This window comes from Pseudomonas sp. GNP012 (assembly GCF_054343835.1).
In genome coordinates this window covers 4562750-4578085 of sequence record NZ_JBTGUU010000001.1, presented here as the reverse complement: position 1 = coordinate 4578085, position 15336 = coordinate 4562750, and the positions used below count along the sequence as shown (strand labels likewise).

The following is a 15336-nucleotide window of genomic DNA, read 5'->3' as shown; positions in this document are numbered from 1 at the left end:
CGCCTGTGATTGAACAAGGGGGTCAAGGTGAAATATTGGTCGCTATTAATACTCAGTGTGCTGCCGCTGTGGGCTAATGCGCTGGAGGTGGGCGAGCGGCTGGCGCCATGGACATTGCTTGACCAGTTCGATCAGGCCTTCACCCTCGACAGTCGCACTCAGACGCTGCTGGTGGCGCGCAGCATGGAGGCGGCGAAACTGGTCGATGCGGCGTTGCAAGGTCAGCCCGAAGGCTATCTGGAGGCCCGGCACGCGGTCTTTCTCGCGGACATCCAGCGAATGCCACGCTTGATCGCGAAAATGTTCGCAGTGCCGGCCATGCGTGATTACTCCTACCGGGTAATGCTGGATCGTGACGGTCGTGTCGCACCGCGCTACCCCGGCGCTGTGGATAAAGTGCTGTGGTTGCAGCTCAAGGATGGTCGATTGATGGCTCAGCACGAATACGCCACGGCTGCACAATTGCGTGAAGCGCTGGAGACGTCTGGTCCATGATCGGCGCTGAGCTGCTGTCACCGCAGAGCCTGACAGCCGGCTGGATGATCTATGTGCCGGTGCTGCTTTGGGCGATGTGGCGCGCTCCCTGGGTTGAACTGTTCACCGACAGCCGTCGCCAGCATTTATTGTTCGGCACGGTGTTCGCGTTGTTCATGCTGTGGCTGGTGCGGCGGGATTTCGATACCGGGGTGTCTTACCATTTCATTGGTATGACGGCGGTCACACTGCTTCTGGACTGGCCGCTGGCGATCGTCGGCGGGCTGGTCGCGCAGTTGGGGCTGGTGCTGCTCGGCCGACAGGACCTGGCGGCGGTCGGGGTCAATGGTGCGCTGTTGATTGCGCTGCCGGTGCTGGTCACCGAGTGCTGCGCGATCCTGGTGGAGCGGGCGCAGCCACGAAATCCCTTCGTGTATATCTTCGTCTCCGGATTCTTTGCCGCCGCGCTGTCGGCATTGCTGTGTCTGCTGCTGGCGCTTTGGTTGTTATGGTTCGACGAGCGTTTTGCCATGCCGTACTGGCTGGAAGATTTTGTCGGATATCTATGGCTGATCATTTTTCCCGAAGCGTTTATCAACGGCATGATCGTCAGTGCGCTGGTCGTGTTTTGTCCGGAGTGGCTTGAGACGTTCAACCGCACCCGCTACCTCTCGGCCCCCTGGAAGGACGACGATCCCAAGCCCTGAAATCGTCGACCCGGTGGATCAGTGGCGCGGGTCGAAGTCACCGCTGAACATCTCGTCCTCGGCATCGGGGGCCACTGGAATCTTGTGTTCTTCGGACGCCCAGGCGCCCAGGTCGATCAGTTTGCAGCGATCGGAGCAGAATGGCCGGAATTTGCTTTCGGCGGTCCATTCCACGGGGGCGCCACAGGTTGGGCATTCGACGGTTGTTGGTTGGCTCATGACTGGCCTCCACGCAAAGTAAGATAAAAGTGATGCAGGCGTTCGACCTCGCTGTGCAGCCAGGCCAGGTCGCGGTCATTGACCACGACGTCGTCGGCATGACTTACGCGATCCTGACGGCTGGATTGGGCCTTGAGAATCGCCTGGACCTGCTGCTCGCTGGTCTGGTCACGTTGCAGGGTGCGTTCAATCTGCAATTGTTCCGGGGCATCGATCACCAGTACCCGTTGGGTCATGGCGTACTGGCCGGACTCGATCAGCAGCGGCGATACCAGAATCGCATAAGGCGATTTTGCCAGCGCCAGGTGATGAGCGATTTCCTCGCCGATCAGTGGATGCAGGAGGCCCTCCAGCCAGCGGCGCTCTTCAGGCACTTCGAAGATCAATTTGCGTAGCGCAGCGCGGTCCAGTTGTCCGTCGGCCTGCAACACACCGGGGCCGAAGTGTTCGGCGATTTGTGCCAGTGCCGGGCGGCCGGGTTCAACGACCCAGCGAGCGGCATGATCGGCGTCGACCACATGCACGCCCAGATCGATGAAGTGTTGGGCGGCCGCACTTTTACCGCTGCCGATGCCGCCGGTCAGGCCGAGAATCCAGGGTTTTTCCACAGGGGTATTCATTTCAAACCGACAAACTGCCAATAGAGGTCGGTTATTTGACCACCCCAGAGCAAGGCAATCCAGCCGGCAATGGCCAGATAAGGGCCGAAAGGGATCGGTGTCGAGGTTTTTGCATTGCGCAAGCGCAGGGTGAGCAGCCCGATGATCGCTCCCACCAGCGAGGACAGGAGGATGGTCAGCGGCAAAATCTGCCAGCCACCCCAAGCGCCCAGCATCGCCAGCAGCTTGAAATCACCGTGACCCATGCCGTCCTTGCCGGTGATCAGCTTGAACAGCCAGTACACCGACCACAGCACGCTGTAACCGGCTATCGCCCCCCACAGCGCCTCGTGCAACGACACGAACAGGCCGAAACTGTTGACGACCAACCCCAGCCACATTAGTGGCAGCACCAGCACATCCGGCAATATCTGATGTTCGGCGTCGATCAGGCTCATCGCCAGCAATCCCCAGCTCATGACCAGCATCAGGCAGGCCGGCCAACCGAAGCCGAAGTGCCAGGCAACAAACGCTGACAACAGGCCGCAGGCCAATTCGGTCAACGGATAGCGCGGGCTGATCGCCGCCGCACAGGCTGAACAACGGCCGCGCAAAAACACATAACTGAGCAGCGGGATGTTTTCCCAGACGCGGATTCGGTGTTCGCAGTGCGTGCATTGGGAGTGGGGCAGCAACAGGTTGTAGGTCGGCAACGGCGTTTCGCCAGGCAGCCCGAGAATGTCATGGGCCTGCTCACGCCAGTCGCGTTCGAGCATTTTCGGCAGGCGCCAGATCACGACATTGAGGAAACTGCCGACCAGCAGGCCGGTGATGCCTGCGAGAAGGACAAAGGCCAGCGGAGAGTGAATCAGGATTTCATTCAAGGGCATGTCAGATCGCTGAGCCAAGTTGGAAGATGGGCAGGTACATGGCAACTACCAGTCCACCGACGATAACACCCAGCACCACCATGATGAACGGCTCCATCAGGCTGGTGAGGTTATCGACCATGTTATCGACGCTGTCTTCGTAGAACCCCGCAACTTTGTCGAGCATGGCGTCCAGGGTGCCTGACTCTTCGCCGATGGCCGTCATCTGTATCGCCATGTTCGGAAAGACGCCGCAGGTACGCATGGCGAAATTCAATTGCATGCCGGTCGAAACGTCTTGCCGGATTCGCAGTACAGCGCGCTTGAACACGCTATTGCCGGTCGCGCCGGCCACTGATTGCAGGGCCTCCATCAGCGGCACGCCGGCAGCGAAAGTGGTCGACAGTGTGCGGGCGAACCGGGCCACGGCGGACTTGTGCATCAGAGTGCCCACCAGCGGCAGCTTCAGCAGCCAGGTGTCCATCCGGTCACGCAAGGCTGGGGACTTTCCGAGGATGTGGCGCACGCCGAAGGCCATCGTGAGCAGCGCGCCCAGGACCACCCACCACCAGGCCTGCATGAATTGCGACAGTCCAATGACCATCACGGTAAAGGCCGGCAGTTCGGCGCCGAAGCCTTTGAAGACCGACTCGAACTGCGGCACGACATTGACCAGCAGAATCCCGGTGACAATCGCCGCGACGAATACCACCACCAGCGGGTAGGTCATGGCTTTCCTGATCCTGGCCTTGAGGGATTCGCTTTTTTCCTTGTAGGTCGCGACCCGCTCCAGAAGGGTGTCGAGGGCACCGGCCTGTTCGCCGGCATCCACCAGGTTGCAATACAGTTCATCGAAATACCGGGGCTTCTTGCGCAGGGCGGCGGCAAAGCTGCTGCCTGCCGCAACTTCCTGTTTCAGTTCGTCCACCAGCGTGCGCATGGCCGGATTGTCGAAGCCCTCGCCGATGATGTCGAAGGACTGCAACAAAGGCACGCCGGCCTTCATCATCGTCGCCATTTGACGGGTGAACAGGGCGATGTCCTGGGCCTTGATACGCTTGCCCATGCTGAAAACCGATTGGTTTTTTTTGCGAACCTTGCCCGGACTGATGCCTTGCTTGCGCAGTTTCGCCTTGATCAGCGCCGGGTTTTGAGCGCTGAGTTCGCCGGTCACTTTTGTGCCTTTGCGGTCGATGCCTTCCCATGCATACACGCTGATTTTCGCTGCCTTGACCGCCATGTTCAGTCCTGGGGATTCCGATTGAATTGCTCTTATAGCCTAGTCAAAGGATGAGGCCAAACCCGCAAGGGGGAGGTGACAAAAAACGTCAGATAGTGCGGGTCCTGGTAGGAGGAAAAGGCCTGACGGCTACCAGATCCCTTGCCAACAGGGGCTTCTGGCCTTGGCACAAGCTGTGCTGCCATGGGGCAGGTCATGAGCCTCCGACTCATGCATGGAGCTTGTAAATGAACAATCAGAAAGGTTTTACCCTGATCGAGTTGCTTGTCGTGGTGGCGATCATCGGGATCCTGGCAACACTGGGCCTGCCGATGTATTCCAAGTACCAGGCCCGGGCCAAGGTCACGGCGGCGCTGGCCGAGCTGACTGCGATGAAAGTGCCGTTCGAGGATGTGATCAATCAGGGGGAAACTCCGACAATTGCCAACGTGGCGCCCGCCGGTGTGGCATCGACCACCCATTGCGCCCTGTCTGTGACGGCTACAACGCCGGAGGGAGCGGGATCAATCGTTTGTACGTTGCACAATGCCCCGGGGGTGGTCCAAGGAAAAACCGTCACCCTGACACGGGACGAAACCAAAGGCTGGTCGTGTAAGAGCAGTGTTTCCCCGGATTACTTGCCTAAAGGGTGTTCCGGTTCTGCGGCATGAGTTGCTGAATCAATTCCCCGCTTTTTTGCGGGGTTTTTGCTGTTTGTCGACCCGTCCTCAGAAGCTAAAAAGAAAGCTCAGAAATTTCAGCATCTTAGGAACTTTCCACAAACCCGCAACTTGCATGCAGTGTTTCTGAATCTCGTGCATTTTGCATGATTCCGAAAATTGGCTGATTTTATAATTCATTGATTTATAAGGTTTTATTCTCGGTTTCAAAGTTGGCACAGCGTTCGCAATACCCTTGGTAACCCTGCCGACAAGACACCCGGCAGACTTTCCGAAAAACAGGAGTTACTCGTATGAAGAAGTTCGCTATCACTGCCGCTGCTGCTACCGCGCTGACCCTGACCATGGCCAACGCCGCGTTTGCTCAAACCACCCAGGCAACCCAGTCGCCAATGGTGCTGGCTGCCGGTGAGATGACCGAAGCGAAAGAAGCTACTTCCGATACCTGGATCACCACCAAAGTCAAAGCTGACCTGATGACTGAAAAAGGCATTCCAGGTAGTGACATCAAGGTTGAAACCAACAAAGGTGTGGTATCGCTGTCGTCGACTACCGCCGTGACCGATTCGCAAAAAGAAATGGCTGTGGCCATCACCAAGAAAATCAAAGGCGTCAAGGCGGTCTCCGCTGACGGCCTGAAAGCCGAGTAAGGCAAGACTTCTCGCCTGGACCGGGAGAAGGCGCGACAGACGAGCCGAGTCATACGTCTGTTGCAACCTGAGTGTTCATGCGAAGGGCCAAACGGATATTGGCCACCACAGGCCCCGCGCAATTTTGCCGGGGCCTGTTTTATTTGGGGAGAAATACAAAAAACTGTGCGGGCTATATGAAGTTTTGGTGATGCCCCATCAGCTCTGACCGGGCATCACTCGGCATCCAGATGCATCGGTGTCACCACGCGGCCGTCACTTTCCGCTTCGCCCAGACTGGCGTCGATGAAGTACACCCGCTCATCCTCCAGTTTGGCCTTGTCGACCAGGTAATCCTTGATGCTGCTGGCGCGCTCCTGGCCCAGTTGACGCAACAGTACGTCACTGGAGCTCCAGAACTTGATCACCTCGGCGCGCATTTTCGCGGTGCGCTCTTCCTTGCCCAGGTCCTTCCATTCGGCAGGGGGCTGGGTTTTAAGTCGGGTGCGGTAGATGCCTTCGAGCAACGGGCCTTTTTCCCCGTCCGGCACTTCGAGCAACGAAGCCTGGGCCGGGACCTTGTCGCCGCGACGCTGGAGCATTTTGTAGTAGTTGTACTGGTACTCACGCTCCAGGCGTTGTTCGGCGATCAGCGGGCCATCGCTGCTCTGGGCGGCGGTGCCTTCGATTTCCAGGCGCAGGGCCGGGCGTTCCTTGAGCGCACTGGAGAGTTTGTCCAGGGCGGCTTCGGCGTCCTTGCCCAATTCGCTGGACCCCGCTGCGAATGAAACGCTGCCCAGGTCTTCCGAACCGCCACCGTTGACCAGCCCGCCAATGAGTTTGAACGGTGCCGCCGCGGCTTTGACGATCAGGTTGCGCAGGGTCTGCCAGATAATCGGCATGACGCTGAACTGAGGGTTGTTCAGATCGCCGGTGACCGGCAGCTCGATGGAGATCTTGCCGTCGACGTCCTTGAGCAAGGCAATGGCCAGTTTCAGCGGCAGGCTCACGGCATCCGGGCTGTCGACTTTTTCACCCAGTTGAAGTTGCTCGACCACCACTTTGTTGTCGGCTTTGAGCTGCCCCTTGGTGATCTGGTAATGCAGGTCGAGATTGAGCCGGCCCTTGCGGATACGGTAGCCGGCGAACTTGCCGGAGTAGGGGGTCAGCGTGGTCAGTTCCACGCGTTTGAAGCTGGTGGCGATGTCGAGGCTCTCCATCGGGTCGAACGGGTTGACCGAGCCCTTGATGGTCACCGGCGCGTAGCGATCGACCTTGCCCTTGACGTCGACATTGGCCGGTTTCCGCTGGCGGCTGTCGATGGTGCCGATCTGCCCGTTGAGTTGCTGGACGGCGGTGGCGAAGTTCGGGGTCAGGCTGAAGTCGGCGAAGTTGGCCGAACCGTCATTGATGAAAATACCGCCGATGTGGATGCCAAGAGGTTTTTCGTTGCTTGTCGGTTTGCTCGTTGCCGGTTTTGCCCCGGAGTCCGCCGGTTGCGGAATCAGCAGGTCGTCGATGTTAGTGGTGCGATCATCGTTGATCATGAAACGCGCATAGGGCTGGAGCAGGTTGACCTTGTCGATCGACAGGCTGTCCCCATGCTGATAGTTCAGGCCTTCGACCACGACCTGTTGCCACTTGAGGAAGTCGCGGGTTTTCAGGGTGTCCAGTGTATGCAACTGATCGACCTGGGCGCGACCGGTGACGTTGAAGGCCAGGGGCTCGGTGCTTTTCAGGTTGACCGCCAGATCGCTGCCGAGCATGCCGCTGCGCAGTTCCAGGCGAATGAAGGGCGTGATGTAGGACTGGGCAACCCGCAGGTCGATGTCTCTGGTCTGGACCTTCAGCCTGGCGCTGACCGGGGCCAGATTGACCTCGCCGTCGGCCATGATCTTGCCTTGCTTGCCCACACCGGTATCAAGCTTGAGGGTAAAGGGCGAGCCGTTGAGGCTGTCGAAGTTTTGCAGGTCGAGGTTCAGCGGAGCCAGGTCCAGGGCGACGGCAGGCTGCGCCTTGCGGTCAGCCAGATGCACCTTGTAGTCGCGCAGTTGCACATCCTTGAGCAGCACCTGCCAGGGTTTGTCGGGTGCGCCCGGTTCTGGTTTCGGTGAGTCTGCCGCCGCCGGAGTGCTGGCCGGTTCGGCATCCGCCTTGGCTTTGGCGGTGGATTTTGACGGTTGGCTGGCGAACAGTTTCTGCCAGTCCAGTTGGCCGTCCGGTTCCAGTGCGGCCCAGGTTTCCAGTTTGTGGCTGCGGATCTTGCCGACCACCACCTGCTGTTTGGCCAGGTCCACCGTGGTTTCGCTGACGTCCAGACGCTCAAGCTTTACCAGCGGCCGGCCATCCGGCGCCTTGATCGCGAAGGGGGCGACAGTGACCGCTACATTGCTCAACAGCAGCTCGGTTTCCTTGGACAGGTTGAGTTTGTAGTCGGTGCTGATGCTCATGATGCCGTTCTCGAGGTCCAGTGGCACGGCATCGCGCACATAGGGCCAAAAGGCTTTCATCTTGCCATCGGTGATTTTCAGCTTACCTTCGGAGGCGATCGGGATCAGGCTGAAGTTGCCCGTCCAGTCGATCTGTCCGCCATTGGGGCCGACGGCCACCAGGGTCATGTCGGCGCTGTCATCGGGCAGAGTACTGAGGTTCTTCAGCTCGAAATCGAGGGTGTCGTAGAGAAACTCGATAGGCTCGCTGGGCCGGGCGTCTACAAAGTGCAGGGCACCGCCGGCCAGCTTGATCCGCTCGATGCGCAGCGGAAACGGTTTGGCATCCGGGTCGGTTGGTGTGGGTTCGCTTGCTGGCAGTTTGAACAGCCCGAGCAGATTGAGTTTGCCGTCCTTGCCGAACAGGATTTCGGTCTTGGGCTTGTCCAGTTCGACATCGGACAGGTGCACCGCCTTGGTCCACAGGCTGTCGAGTTGCAGATTGGCGTACAGGCGTTCGAAAGCGACCTGCTCCTTGCCGGGCTCGCCGATGTTCAAGCCCCAGAGGGTCAGTTCAAGGCTGAACGGATTGAACTCGATCCGCTGGATCGTGGCGGGGGTGGTGGCGTAATTGGCCAGTTGCTGGTTGGCAATGCGCAACGCCACACCCGGTAAAATCAGAAAACCCAGCAAGCTGTAGAGGGCCAGAGCAGTCAACAAGGCGCCGATGGCGCGAATCAATCCTTTGTACATGTGCGGCTTCATCTGTCTGAATCGGAGTGCCTTGGAGTATGGCACGCGTTTCCGGTTCCGAAGTGATTGACTTGTCGAGGAAGTTTCAGATTTCTCCCACAGTTGTCAGAGCTGCAGAATCAGGGTTTTCAGTGGTGGTTGCTGATCCATCGACGGGAAATCGGCGCCTGGTTTCATCACGCTCCACTCACGCACCGGCCGCCCGGCCTTCTCCGCACAACGCAACACCTGCTCGCGCCAGTCGTCCATGCTGACTTTCGCCAGGTTGTTGCAGCAGATCAGCACGCCGTTGTCGGCGGTGGTCAACAAGGCCGGCTTGAGCAGGCTCTGATAGTCGCGCAGCAGGTCGACGGTGCCGAATGCGCTCTTGGCCCAGGCCGGTGGGTCCAGCAGCACCAGATCGTACTGGCGCTGTTCCAGGCGCTGATAGCTCGGCAGTTTTTGCCCGCGGCGCTGGCTGATCGGCAGACCGGCCAGTTGGCGAATGGCCGGGAAGTAGTCGGACTGGATAAATTCCATGGGCGGCAACTGCGGGTTGAGTAAACCGTTCTCGCGACCGACCGCCAGATTGCCTTCGGCGAAGTCCAGGTTGCATACCTCGCGCGCACCGCCGGCGGCGGCACTGAGGCCGACGCCACAGGTGTAGGCGAACAGGTTCAGTACGCTTTTGTTCTTGCTGTGATCCTTGACCCAGCCGCGGGTGTTGCGCAGGTCGAGGAACAGCAGCGGGTCTTGTCCGGCATGGCGGCCACGCACCCGATAGTTCAGGCCCCATTCGTGGCCGACCAGGTCCTGCAGGGCGGCTTCGTCGGCGCGGTAGACGATGTCTTCGCGATCGATGCGCGAGTTGCCGCGGGAGCGGTCGTTGTAGACCAGCAGGGTTTCAAAGCCCAGGTATTGGTTGACCGTGTCGTGCAGTTGCAGCAGCGCCTCGCGTTCCAGCGGCTGGTGGAAGCTCTGCACCAGCAGTTGCGGGCCGTAGCGGTCGATGGTCAGGCCCCCTGCACCTTCCTGGCTGCCGTGGAACAGGCGATAGCAGTCGGTACCCTGCTGGTGCAGTTCGGCGAGCAGGTCCTGGCGTTGATCGAGGGCGGCGCACAGCGCCTGATTCAAGGAAGACATGCTGGGCGCCTTGCAGGAGAGAATTGGGCGCGGGAGTTTAACAGTTTTGGCGCGGGACCGAGGCGCTGCCTTCGCGAGCAAGCCCGCTCCCACAGGTAGATCACACCTGTTGTGCATGTCATAAAACCTGTGGGAGCGGGCTTGCTCGCGAAACTTTTGATTTTATTCTTTCTAAGTAATCCCCATCCGTCGCTTCGCCCGATGCACCGATCCATTACGCACCGCCCAGCGCAGCATTGGTGCGCTGCGATTGACGCTGGCGCGGATCAGTTTGCGTTGCAGCGGGTTCTGGCTGACGCCGAGCATGTCACTGGCCCAATCCGGCAGCAGATCGATCCCCGCCTGCATCATCAGCCCGCCGAACGGCTTGGCCAAACGACTTGGAGAGGGCGCGTTCAACAACAGGCGCAGCACCTCGCGGCTGCGCTCGTCGCACAGCAGTTGCGGGCGCATGCGCTCAAGGTAGTCGGCAATGGCCTGTCGCGAACGGGGCACATTCCGGGCACCGAGACGCTCGGCGACCAAGGCGATCTCTGCGTAATAGCGATCCTGATCGGCTGGGGACAGATGCGGGTTGCGATAGCGTAAATGCGCGGTGAGGAAGTTGCTGACCTCGGCGACGTGCACCCAGGTCAGCAGATCGGGATCGCTGGCGGCATAGGGGCGTCCATCCGGCGCCGTGCCGGTCACCTGCAAGTGAATGGTGCGAACCTTCTCGATCAACCAGTCGGCGTCCTGCCGCGAACCGAAGGTGGTACCGGAGATGAACTGCCCGGTGCGGCGCAAGCGACCGAGCATGTCCTCACGAAAATTCGAATGGTCCCACACCCCGGCCAATGCCAGCGGGTGCAGGGCCTGCAGCATCAGGGCGCTGATGCCACCGATCAGCATGCTGCTGAAATCGCCATGGACTTGCCAGCTCACCGAGTCCGGTCCGAACAGCCCGGGGTCGCCCTTGGGGTTTTCCAGGTCGAGCTTGCCCAGGGACAAACCGGTCAGGCTCATGATCTGGGTTTCGATGCGGGTGCGGATGAATTCCATGGTGTCCCGGTAATTTCCTGTAGGAGTTGCCGCAGGCTGCGATCTTTTGACTTTGCCCTGCAGGGTCAAAAGATCGCAGCTTGCGGCAGCTCCTACAAAGAGCGAGCATTATTGATTCAGGCGTTTGTCGATCAGCCCTTGCACCACGCTCGGGTCGGCCAGGGTCGAAGTATCGCCCAGGCTATCGAGTTCGTTGCAGGCGATCTTGCGCAGAATGCGCCGCATGATCTTGCCTGAGCGGGTTTTCGGCAAGGCTGGCGCCCATTGGATCAAGTCCGGTTTGGCAAAATTGCCGATTTCCTTGCCGACCAGGGCCAGCAATTCCTGCTTCAGTTCATCGCTGGTCTCAACGCCGTTCATGGGCGTGACGAAGACATAGATGCCCTGGCCCTTGATGTCGTGGGGGTAACCGACCGCAGCGGCCTCGGCGATGCTTTCGTGCAGCACCAGGGCGCTTTCCACTTCGGCGGTGCCGATACGGTGGCCGGACACATTGATCACATCGTCGATGCGCCCGGTGATCCAGTAGTCGCCATCTTCATCGCGCCGCGCGCCATCGCCGGTGAAGTAGTAACCGGGATACGGCTTGAAATAGGTGTCGACCATGCGCTGCGGGTCGCCATAGACGCTACGGATCTGCGCCGGCCAGCTGGATTTTATGGCCAGTACGCCGCTGCCGGCGCCTTTGATTTCCTTGCCTTGCTCGTCGAGCAGCACCGGCTGCACACCGAACATCGGTTGTGTGGCGCAACCGGGCTTGATTCGTTGGGCGCTGACCAAAGGGCTGAGCATGATGCCGCCGGTTTCGGTCTGCCACCAGGTATCGACGATCGGGCAACGCTCTTCGCCCACCTCATGGAAGTACCACTCCCACGCTTCCGGATTGATCGGTTCGCCGACCGTACCCAGTAGCCTGACGCTGGCGCGGGAGGTTTCCTTCAACGCGGCGGGCCCTTCGCGCATCAACGAGCGCAGGGCCGTCGGGGCGGTGTAGAAAATGTTCACCTTGTGCTTGTCGATCACCTGCCAGAAGCGCGAGGTCGTCGGGTAGCTCGGCACGCCCTCGAAGATCAGCGTGGTCGCGCCGTTGGCCAGCGGACCGTAGACGATGTAGCTGTGGCCAGTGACCCAACCGACGTCGGCGGTGCACCAGAAGACCTCGCCATCGCGGTAATCCAGCACGTACTTGAAGGTCATCGTCGCTTGCAGCAGGTAGCCGCCGGTGGTGTGCAGCACGCCTTTGGGTTTACCGGTACTGCCGGAGGTGTAGAGGATGAACAGCGGGTCTTCGGCGTCCATCGGCTCCGGCGGGCAATCGGCGCTGGCTTCGCGCAGGGCCTGCTGGTACTTGATGTCCCGTCCTTCGACCCAATTCACCTGTACGTTTCTGCGCTCGACCACCAGCACGGTGCTCACGTTCGGGCAGCTTTGCAGCGCTTTGTCGACGTTCTGCTTGAGTGGCACGGGCCGGCCGCCGCGCACGCCTTCGTCGGCGGTGATCACGGTGCGGCAGTCAGCGTCGAGAATGCGGTCGCGCAACGAGTCCGGGGAGAAACCGCCGAACACCACCGAGTGCACTGCGCCGATGCGGGTGCAGGCAAGCATGGCGTAGGCCGCCTCGGGAATCATCGGCATGTAGATGCATACGCGGTCGCCTTTTTTCACGCCACGGCTTTTCAGCACGTTGGCCAGGCGGCAGACGTTTTCATGCAGTTGGTTGTAGGTGATCGATGTCGAGTCGGCAGGGTCGTCGCCTTCCCAGATGATGGCGACCTGATCGCCGCGTTTTTCCAGGTGCCGGTCGATGCAGTTGTAGCTGACATTCAATTGCGCACCGGCAAACCAGCTGGCCTCGCCGGTCTTCAGGTTGTAGCGCTGGACGGTTTCCCAGGGCGCGCTCCAGTCGAGAAAACGCGTGGCCTGTTCGGCCCAGAAGGTGCTGGGGTGTTCAATGGATTCGCGGTACAGGCGCTTATAGTCGTCTTGACTCAATTGTGCAGCCCGGCGGACGGCATCGGCTTTGGGGAACTTGCTGATATCGAACATGACGGTTCCTTATTCTTGTTTTGCGACAAGGATAAAGATGCGCCGAGTGGTCAATGGGTTCAAGCCGTACACAAAACAACTGTGGGAGCGAGCCTGCTCGCGAAAGCGTTGGGTCAGTCAACATCAAAGTCGACTGACAAACCGCATTCGCGAGCAGGCTCGCTCCCACAAGGTACAACAGGGCGGTGTCAGATTATCCGCGGTGACGACCGCGGAAGTAGTTGATCAGCCCTTGAGTCGAGGCGTCCTCGGCCGGGGTTTCTTCGCTGCCGACCAGGCGGTTGTAGACACCTTTGCCCAGCTCTTTGCCCAGCTCCACGCCCCACTGGTCGAAGGCATTGATGCCCCAGATCACGCTTTGCACGAAAACTTTGTGTTCGTACATCGCCACCAATGCGCCGAGGCGACGCGGGCTGATGCGCTCGACCACCAGGGTGTTGCTCGGGCGATTGCCCGGGATCACCTTGTGCGGCGCGAGTTTGTGTACGTCGGCTTCGCTCATGCCTTTGTCGCGCAGCTCGGTTTCGGCCTCGGCCAGGGTCTTGCCGAGCATCAGCGCCTGGCTTTGCGACAGGCAGTTGGCGTACAACCACTGGTGGTGGTCGGACACCGGGTTGAAGCTGACGATCGGCACGATGAAGTCTGCCGGAATCAGTTGGGTGCCCTGGTGCAGCAGCTGGTGGTAGGCGTGCTGACCGTTGCAGCCGACGCCGCCCCAGATCACCGGCCCGGTGTCGGTGGACACGGGCTTGCCGTCCTGGCGCACGCTTTTGCCGTTGGATTCCATGTCCAGCTGTTGCAGGTGCTTGGTGATGTTACGCAGGTAGTGATCGTATGGCAGGATCGCGTGGCTTTGCGCGCCCCAGAAGTTGCCGTACCACACGCCGAGCAAGGCCAGCAGCACCGGCATGTTCTGTTCGAACGGTGCACTCTGGAAGTGCTGGTCCATGGTGTAGGCACCGGACAGCAGTTCCTTGAAGTTGGACATGCCGATGGCCAGGGCAATAGGCAAGCCGATGGCCGACCACAGCGAGTAGCGGCCACCGACCCAGTCCCACATCGGGAAGATGTTTTCTTCGCGGATACCGAAGGCTACGGCGGCGGCGTTGTTGCTCGATACCGCGATGAAATGGCGATACAGCTCGGCTTCCGAACCACCCTGGGCCAGATACCAGGCACGGGCGGCCTGGGCGTTTTTCAGGGTTTCGAGGGTGTTGAAGGATTTCGACGAAACGATGAACAGCGTGGTTTCGGCACGCAGCTTCATGGTCAGCTCGTGGAACTCGCTGCCATCGATGTTCGCCAGGTAATGGCAACGCACGCCTTTCTGGGCGTAGGACAGCAAGGCTTCGGAAACCAGTTCCGGGCCGAGGAAGGAGCCACCGATGCCGATGTTCACTACGTCGGTGATCGGCTTCTCGGTGTAACCGCGCCACAGACCATCGTGGATACGGCCGACGAGGTCGGTGATCTGGTTCAGCACCTTGTGCACTTCCGGCATCACGTTGACGCCGTTGACCGACAGCTTGTCGCCAACCGGGCGGCGCAGGGCTGTATGCAGGGCCGGACGGCCTTCGGAGGAGTTGACGATTTCGCCGTCGAACAGCGATTTGATCGCGCCCTTCAGGTCGACTTCGTTGGCCAGGCCTACCAGCAGATTACGGGTCTCGGCGTTGATCAGGTTTTTCGAGTAGTCGAGAAACAGGCCGCAACTGCTGAGGGTGAATTGAGTAAAACGCTGCGGATCGGCATTGAAGGCTTCGCGCATGCTGAAATCCTGCATGGCTTGGCGGTGGTCATTCAACGCTTGCCAGGCGGGCAGAGCGGTAACGTCGTGAGGAGTGCGGTAATACGCCATCGCTGCGGGTTTCCTTATTACTTGAACGGCCTTTTGAACACTAAAAATCCCGGAGCGCTGTGGGTGGGCGTTCCGGTCAACTGCGTCGACACGATTTCATGGCGCAGGGCGAATACAGTAAACCCCGCGCAATGATCTGTCTTGACTTTGTCTGACCTGTTTCCGGTACTTTTTTAACATCGAAGTTAGGAATGGTCCGACAAACGGAAGAGACAGGGCTCGGATCAGGCGACCTGGACCGGAATGGCATTGCTGGTGTGGCTCAGTTCATTGCCCGGTGCCATGTAGAGCATGCGCGGCTTGAAGTTGAGCAGTTCGGCTTCGCTGTAATGAGCGTAAGCGCAGATGATCACGCGATCACCGACCTTGGCCTTGTGTGCCGCGGCGCCGTTGACCGAGATCATGCGCGAACCTTCTTCGCCACGGATGGCGTAAGTAGTGAAGCGCTCGCCGTTGTCGACGTTGTAGATCTGGATCTGTTCGTACTCGCGGATGCCGGACAGGTCCAGCCATTCACCGTCGATGGCGCAGGAGCCTTCGTAATCGAGTACAGCGTGGGTGACTTCGGCGCGATGCAGCTTGGCTTTGAGCATGATGGCGTGCATGAATGTTTCCCAGGTCGGCGGGCAAGTGGCCCGAAGGGTTTGTGGGCGTCAGTAAGGTCTGTATGTGCGCAGCAGAACCCCTGTGG

General features: G+C 59.8%; 14 protein-coding genes. 4 read left to right on the top strand and 10 right to left on the bottom strand.

The annotated features are described in order from the left end of the window. The first annotated feature begins 27 nt into the window (after positions 1-27). Entirely contained in the window at positions 28-495 is a 468-nt protein-coding gene (locus ACXX83_RS20645; protein WP_458549459.1) for an FAD/FMN-containing dehydrogenase, read from the top strand. Next, a complete protein-coding gene (locus ACXX83_RS20640; RefSeq protein ID WP_217836390.1) occupies positions 492-1181 on the top strand; it encodes an energy-coupling factor ABC transporter permease in 690 nt (229 codons plus the stop codon). The genes ACXX83_RS20645 and ACXX83_RS20640 overlap by 4 nt, the downstream gene beginning before the upstream one ends. 18 nt (positions 1182-1199) lie before the next feature. Here ACXX83_RS20640 and yacG read toward each other — a convergent pair whose 3' ends face one another. The 4 genes from yacG to ACXX83_RS20620 are packed head-to-tail and all read right to left on the bottom strand — an operon-like array spanning position 1200 to position 4108. Further along, complete coding sequence (yacG, locus tag ACXX83_RS20635; RefSeq protein WP_007970539.1) at positions 1200-1400, bottom strand: DNA gyrase inhibitor YacG; 201 nt, start codon at positions 1398-1400, stop codon at positions 1200-1202. Further along, positions 1397-2020 carry a dephospho-CoA kinase gene (coaE, locus tag ACXX83_RS20630; protein ID WP_015096873.1) on the bottom strand — a complete coding sequence of 208 codons (624 nt, stop codon included), beginning with the start codon at positions 2018-2020 and terminating at the stop codon, positions 1397-1399. The genes yacG and coaE overlap by 4 nt, the downstream gene beginning before the upstream one ends. Further along, positions 2017-2889, bottom strand: coding sequence for a prepilin peptidase (locus ACXX83_RS20625; RefSeq protein WP_458549458.1), 873 nt, complete (start codon positions 2887-2889; stop codon positions 2017-2019). Before ACXX83_RS20625 ends, coaE begins: the two co-directional genes overlap by 4 nt. 1 nt (position 2890) lies before the next feature. After that, a complete protein-coding gene (locus ACXX83_RS20620; RefSeq protein ID WP_217836387.1) occupies positions 2891-4108 on the bottom strand; it encodes a type II secretion system F family protein in 1218 nt (405 codons plus the stop codon). A 227-nt stretch (positions 4109-4335) separates the two neighbouring features. Between ACXX83_RS20620 and ACXX83_RS20615 the strand changes: the two genes are divergently transcribed. After that, entirely contained in the window at positions 4336-4758 is a 423-nt protein-coding gene (locus ACXX83_RS20615; RefSeq protein WP_407802406.1) for a pilin, read from the top strand. A gap of 302 nt (positions 4759-5060) precedes the next feature. Then, positions 5061-5417 carry a BON domain-containing protein gene (locus ACXX83_RS20610; protein ID WP_056728649.1) on the top strand — a complete coding sequence of 119 codons (357 nt, stop codon included), beginning with the start codon at positions 5061-5063 and terminating at the stop codon, positions 5415-5417. Positions 5418-5632: 215 nt separating this feature from the next. Here ACXX83_RS20610 and ACXX83_RS20605 read toward each other — a convergent pair whose 3' ends face one another. From ACXX83_RS20605 to panD, 6 genes are all read right to left on the bottom strand, one after another. After that, a complete protein-coding gene (locus tag ACXX83_RS20605; RefSeq protein ID WP_458549457.1) occupies positions 5633-8590 on the bottom strand; it encodes a DUF748 domain-containing protein in 2958 nt (985 codons plus the stop codon). A gap of 93 nt (positions 8591-8683) precedes the next feature. Next, entirely contained in the window at positions 8684-9700 is a 1017-nt protein-coding gene (locus ACXX83_RS20600) for a class I SAM-dependent rRNA methyltransferase (protein ID WP_458549456.1), read from the bottom strand. A gap of 171 nt (positions 9701-9871) precedes the next feature. Then, positions 9872-10741, bottom strand: coding sequence for an oxygenase MpaB family protein (locus ACXX83_RS20595; protein ID WP_458549455.1), 870 nt, complete (start codon positions 10739-10741; stop codon positions 9872-9874). 108 nt (positions 10742-10849) lie between these two features. Next, positions 10850-12787 (bottom strand): acetate--CoA ligase, encoded by a 1938-nt coding sequence (acs, locus tag ACXX83_RS20590; RefSeq protein WP_458549454.1) that lies wholly within the window; start codon positions 12785-12787, stop codon positions 10850-10852. A 193-nt stretch (positions 12788-12980) separates the two neighbouring features. Beyond that, entirely contained in the window at positions 12981-14645 is a 1665-nt protein-coding gene (gene pgi, locus ACXX83_RS20585) for a glucose-6-phosphate isomerase (protein ID WP_015096864.1), read from the bottom strand. Between the two features lie 224 nt (positions 14646-14869). Then, on the bottom strand, positions 14870-15250 hold the full coding sequence (gene panD / locus ACXX83_RS20580) for an aspartate 1-decarboxylase (RefSeq protein WP_003228271.1): 381 nt from the start codon (positions 15248-15250) through the stop codon (positions 14870-14872). Between the last annotated feature and the right edge of the window lie 86 nt (positions 15251-15336).

Excerpts from the sequence above, each read along its gene's own strand:
- ACXX83_RS20600 (WP_458549456.1), bottom strand. The coding sequence starts at position 9,700 with ATGTCTTCCTTGAATCAGGCGCTGTGCGCCGCCCTCGATCAACGCCAG.
- yacG (WP_007970539.1), bottom strand. The coding sequence starts at position 1,400 with ATGAGCCAACCAACAACCGTCGAATGCCCAACCTGTGGCGCCCCCGTG.
- ACXX83_RS20610 (WP_056728649.1), top strand. The coding sequence starts at position 5,061 with ATGAAGAAGTTCGCTATCACTGCCGCTGCTGCTACCGCGCTGACCCTG.
- panD (WP_003228271.1), bottom strand. The coding sequence starts at position 15,250 with ATGCACGCCATCATGCTCAAAGCCAAGCTGCATCGCGCCGAAGTCACC.
- acs (WP_458549454.1), bottom strand. The coding sequence starts at position 12,787 with ATGTTCGATATCAGCAAGTTCCCCAAAGCCGATGCCGTCCGCCGGGCT.
- ACXX83_RS20625 (WP_458549458.1), bottom strand. The coding sequence starts at position 2,889 with ATGCCCTTGAATGAAATCCTGATTCACTCTCCGCTGGCCTTTGTCCTT.
- pgi (WP_015096864.1), bottom strand. The coding sequence starts at position 14,645 with ATGGCGTATTACCGCACTCCTCACGACGTTACCGCTCTGCCCGCCTGG.
- coaE (WP_015096873.1), bottom strand. The coding sequence starts at position 2,020 with ATGAATACCCCTGTGGAAAAACCCTGGATTCTCGGCCTGACCGGCGGC.
- ACXX83_RS20595 (WP_458549455.1), bottom strand. The coding sequence starts at position 10,741 with ATGGAATTCATCCGCACCCGCATCGAAACCCAGATCATGAGCCTGACC.
- ACXX83_RS20640 (WP_217836390.1), top strand. The coding sequence starts at position 492 with ATGATCGGCGCTGAGCTGCTGTCACCGCAGAGCCTGACAGCCGGCTGG.
- ACXX83_RS20605 (WP_458549457.1), bottom strand. The coding sequence starts at position 8,590 with ATGAAGCCGCACATGTACAAAGGATTGATTCGCGCCATCGGCGCCTTG.
- ACXX83_RS20615 (WP_407802406.1), top strand. The coding sequence starts at position 4,336 with ATGAACAATCAGAAAGGTTTTACCCTGATCGAGTTGCTTGTCGTGGTG.
- ACXX83_RS20620 (WP_217836387.1), bottom strand. The coding sequence starts at position 4,108 with ATGGCGGTCAAGGCAGCGAAAATCAGCGTGTATGCATGGGAAGGCATC.